Origin of the sequence: Bariatricus sp. HCP28S3_A4, assembly GCF_052066395.1 — a bacterium.
Taxonomy (GTDB): domain Bacteria; phylum Bacillota; class Clostridia; order Lachnospirales; family Lachnospiraceae; genus Allocoprococcus.
This window is the reverse complement of sequence record NZ_JBQHSE010000064.1, coordinates 1-4,378: the sequence shown is the minus strand read 5'-3', so window position 1 is coordinate 4,378 and position 4,378 is coordinate 1. Positions and strand designations below refer to the sequence as shown.

The 4,378-nt window shown below is 49.6% G+C and carries 2 protein-coding genes; both read right to left on the bottom strand.

Annotated features, from left to right (window positions below; genetic code table 11):
* Positions 1-11: 11 nt before the first annotated feature.
* On the bottom strand, positions 12-2,252 hold the full coding sequence (locus ACTNBF_RS16180) for a DNA gyrase/topoisomerase IV subunit A (protein WP_441089680.1): 2,241 nt from the start codon (positions 2,250-2,252) through the stop codon (positions 12-14).
* Positions 2,253-2,265: 13 nt separating this feature from the next.
* The gene (locus ACTNBF_RS16175) at positions 2,266-4,188 is read right to left on the bottom strand and encodes a DNA gyrase/topoisomerase IV subunit B (protein ID WP_427820440.1); all 1,923 of its coding nucleotides are present in this window, start codon (positions 4,186-4,188) and stop codon (positions 2,266-2,268) included.
* Positions 4,189-4,378: the final 190 nt, after the last annotated feature.

Here is a 4,378-nt window from a genome sequence, read left to right as displayed (position 1 = left end):
AGTATTTTCCGCTATTTTCTCATTTTCGTTCCGATTCCATCCCGCCGTGCCAGCTTCAGACGGTTCAGTGTGATCTCTTTCTCATGAAACATAACCTTTGCTTCCGTTCCCTCTTCAAACAGAACCACTTTCTCCACGGCATCCTTCTTCTGGAGCCGGATTCCCCGCACTCCGACGGCACCCTTTTTCTTTTCGGCCACTTCTTCCGCAGCAAACCGGAGTACATATTCGTTTTCCGTCATCAGCACCACGTTCTGGCTGTCGTTCACAATCTGAATGCTCACAACCGCGTCATCATCCTGCAGCTTCGTCGCTGCGATCGTCCGCTTTGCCACCTGGAACTCACTTCCGTCCACCTTTTTCAGCATTCCCTGCTTCGTGACAAACAAAAACTTTGCGAAATACAGCTGTCGGTCATCACAAATATAGATGATCTCCTCCTTCGTACTGTCGTAATTACTTACGTTGTCCACCGGAAGCCCCTTATCGCGGAACTTTCCGTAAGGCAGATCCTGTATCTTGACCTGATGCATCTTGCCGTCCGCCGTGAACAGCATCAGCTTTCCGGTATTCATGCAGGTAAGAATGTATTTATTCTCCTTGTCGGCAGCTTCTTTGTTCCTTTCATAAGTAGAAACATCCACCGTCTTTGCATAGCCGAAACGATCCATCAGAAGTACGACCTCCTGCTCTTCCACCTTCTTTTCTTCGAAGACAGCTTCCTCAGCATTCTCGATCACCGTCCGCCTCTTCACCGCATATTCCTTCTTCAGCGCATCCAGGTCTTCCATGATAACTTCGGACATGGAATCATAATTATTCAGGATATCCTCATAGCGTGCTATATTTTTCAGTGTCTCTTCGTGCTCCTTCATGAGTGCTTCGATCTCCAGACCGATCAGCTTGTAGAGACGCATTTCCAGGATTGCCGTCGCCTGACGTTCGGTAAAACGCAGCATGGACGCCATCTTCTGGGAAATCTTTGACTTAAACTTGATATTCTCCGTGATTCCCTGAGTCAGGCACGCCTTTGCCTCCTTCACCGATTTGCTCCCCCGCAGGATCTCAATGATCAGGTCGATCACATCGCAGGCCTTGATCAGGCCTTCCTGAATCTCCTTTTTGTCCTTTTCTTTATTGAGAAGTGTCCGGTACTTTCTGGTTGCCAGTTCAAACTGGAAATCCACATGATACTCAATAATCTTCTTCAGACCCAGGACTTCCGGTCTTCCGTCTGCAACCGCAAGCATATTAACGCCGAAAGTATCTTCCAGACGGGTCTTCTTGTAAAGCATGTTGATGAGGTTCTCCTCATCCGTATCTTTCTTCACTTCGATCACGATGCGGATTCCTTCCTTGGAGGACTGATTGGAAATGTCCACGATATCATTCGTCTTCTTTGTCTCGATCAGGTTCGCCACGTCATTTAGGAATTTTCCGATTCCCGCACCGATCATGGTGTATGGAATCTCAGAAATAATGATCTTCTTGCGTCCTCCCTTGACCTCTTCCACATCGACCTTCCCGCGGATCTTGATCTTCCCGGTTCCGGTCTCATAGATATTCAGAAGCTCATCCTTGTTGACCACGATCCCTCCCGTCGGGAAATCCGGGCCCTTGATATATTTCATGAGCTGCTTCGTGGAAATGTCGTTGTTCTTCATGTATGCCTTCACCGCATCCACAATTTCTCCCAGATTATGGGTCGGAATGCTGGTTGCCATACCGACTGCGATTCCTTCAGCTCCGTTGAGCAACAGATTCGGCACACGCACCGGAAGTACGGAGGGCTCCTTTTCGGTCTCGTCAAAGTTCGGCACGAAATCGATGATATCCTTATCCAGATCCGCCAGAAACGCTTCCTGCGTGATCTTCGCCAGTCTCGCCTCCGTATAACGCATGGCCGCAGCACCGTCCCCCTCGATGGAGCCGAAATTGCCGTGACCGTCCACGAGTACCATGCCTTTCTTGAAATCCTGAGCCATCACAACCAACGCTTCATAAATAGAACTGTCCCCGTGGGGATGATATTTACCCATGGTGTCCCCGACGATACGGGCGCATTTCCGGTAAGGCTTGTCATACCGTATTCCCAGTTCATACATATCGTAAAGTGTTCTTCTCTGTACCGGCTTCAGTCCGTCTCTCACATCCGGAAGCGCGCGGGACACAATGACACTCATCGCGTAATCGATATATGATTTCTTCATCAAATCCGAATACTCTGTCCGGATAATCTGTGAATTCTCCAAATTGCCTTCCCTCCTAAATATCCAGTTCCGCTTCCGTCGCATTCTCATAGATAAATGCGCGGCGCGGCGGTACTTCCGTTCCCATCAGCATCTCCGTCACGCTGGATGCCATGCGGGCGTCTTCTATCTCGATTCTCTTAAGCAGTCTTCTCTCCGGATCCAGTGTGGTCTCCCAGAGCTGCTGGGCGTCCATTTCTCCGAGACCTTTGTAGCGCTGAAGGGTAAATGGTCCCTCATGCGTCTTACGGTATCGCTCCAGTGCCTTGTCATCGTACAGGTACTCTTCCTCTCCCTTTTTCGGCATCGCTTTATAGAGCGGTGGCATCGCCACATACACATGTCCCTCATAGATCAGTTCCGGCATAAACCGGTAGAACAGCGTCAGAAGCAGCGTGGAAATGTGCGCACCGTCCACATCCGCATCGGCCATAATGATGATCTTATCATACCGTAGTTTCGTAATGTCAAAATCGTTTCCGTACCCTTCGGAAAATCCGCATCCGAAGGCATTGATCATGGTCTTGATCTCCGCGTTGGCGAGAATCTTGTCGATGCTGGCCTTCTCCACATTGAGGATCTTTCCGCGGATCGGAAGGATGGCCTGATACATCCGGTTTCGCGCCGTCTTCGCAGAGCCTCCCGCCGAGTCCCCCTCGACGATAAAGATCTCACATTTGGAGGGATCCCGGCTCTCACAGTTCGCCAGCTTCCCGTTGCTGTCAAAGGAATACTTCTGTTTCGTCAGAAGATTGGTCTTGGCCTTCTCCTCGGTCTTACGGATCTTCGCCGCCTTTTCCGCACAGGAAAGCACTTTCTTGAGCGTCTCCAGATTCCGGTCGAAATACCTCGTCACCTCATCACTGGTCACCTTTCCGGTGGCTTTTGCAGCATCCTGATTATCCAGCTTGGTCTTCGTCTGCCCTTCAAACCGCGGATCCGGATGCTTGATGGATACGATCGCCGTCATTCCGTTCCGGACATCGGCGCCCGTAAAATTGCTGTCCTTTTCCTTCAGGATCCCCAGCTCTCTCGCATACTGGTTCATGATCGTGGTAAATGTGGTCTTAAACCCGGTGAGATGCGTTCCGCCTTCGGCATTGTAAATGTTGTTGCAGAAACCGAGTACATTTTCATGGAATTCATTTACATACTGGAATGCGACTTCCACTTCGATACCTTCGGCCTCTCCCTTATAATAGACCGGTTCGTGCAGGGTCTCATTCTTGGAGTTCAGATCCTTGATAAATCCAATGATTCCGTCCGGCTCATGATATTCGATCCGCTCCTCCGGTTCCTTTCTCTTATCTGTAAAAAGGATCGTCAGCTCCGGATTCAGATATGCGGTCTCATGCAGACGGCTCTTAATCTCTTCCTCCCGGAAACGGGTCTTTTCAAAAATCTCCGGATCCGGCAGGAAATTGACACAGGTTCCCGTCTTCTTCGTCTTCCCGATGACAGGCAGTAATCCATTTTCCAGCTCGATCACCGGATGCCCCTTCTCATACCGGTCGTGATGTACCGCGCCCTCCCGGCTGATCTTTACATCCATATATGTGGACAGCGCATTGACGACCGAAGAGCCTACCCCGTGCAGCCCCCCGCTCGTCTTGTATGCTGAATCGTCAAATTTTCCGCCCGCATGAAGTGTCGTATATACAATACGCGCCGCCGACACACCCTTTGCGTGCATTCCAACCGGTACCCCGCGGCCGTTGTCGTTCACCGTAGCCGATCCGTCCTTCTCCAGCGTCACCTCGATCCGATCGCAGAATCCTGCCAGATGCTCATCCACCGCATTGTCCACGATCTCATAGACCAGATGGTTCAGTCCCTTCGTACTGACACTTCCTATATACATACCCGGACGCTTTCTGACAGCCTCCAGTCCTTCCAGTATGGAAATACTATCCGCATCGTATGTAGATTGTTTTGCCATATTTACCGTTCCCTTTCTTTTTTCGTATGTTATGAATTTTATCCCAAACTTTCCTGTTTTGTCAAGTAACACGAAAATTCGGGAGTTTGACAGTTAAACAATAGGAAAAGTACTTGCAGGCCGCATAAAACCTGTTTTTTTGTGTCAATTTTTTGGTTTTATTGTATTGTATTTTATTGCAATGTATGGT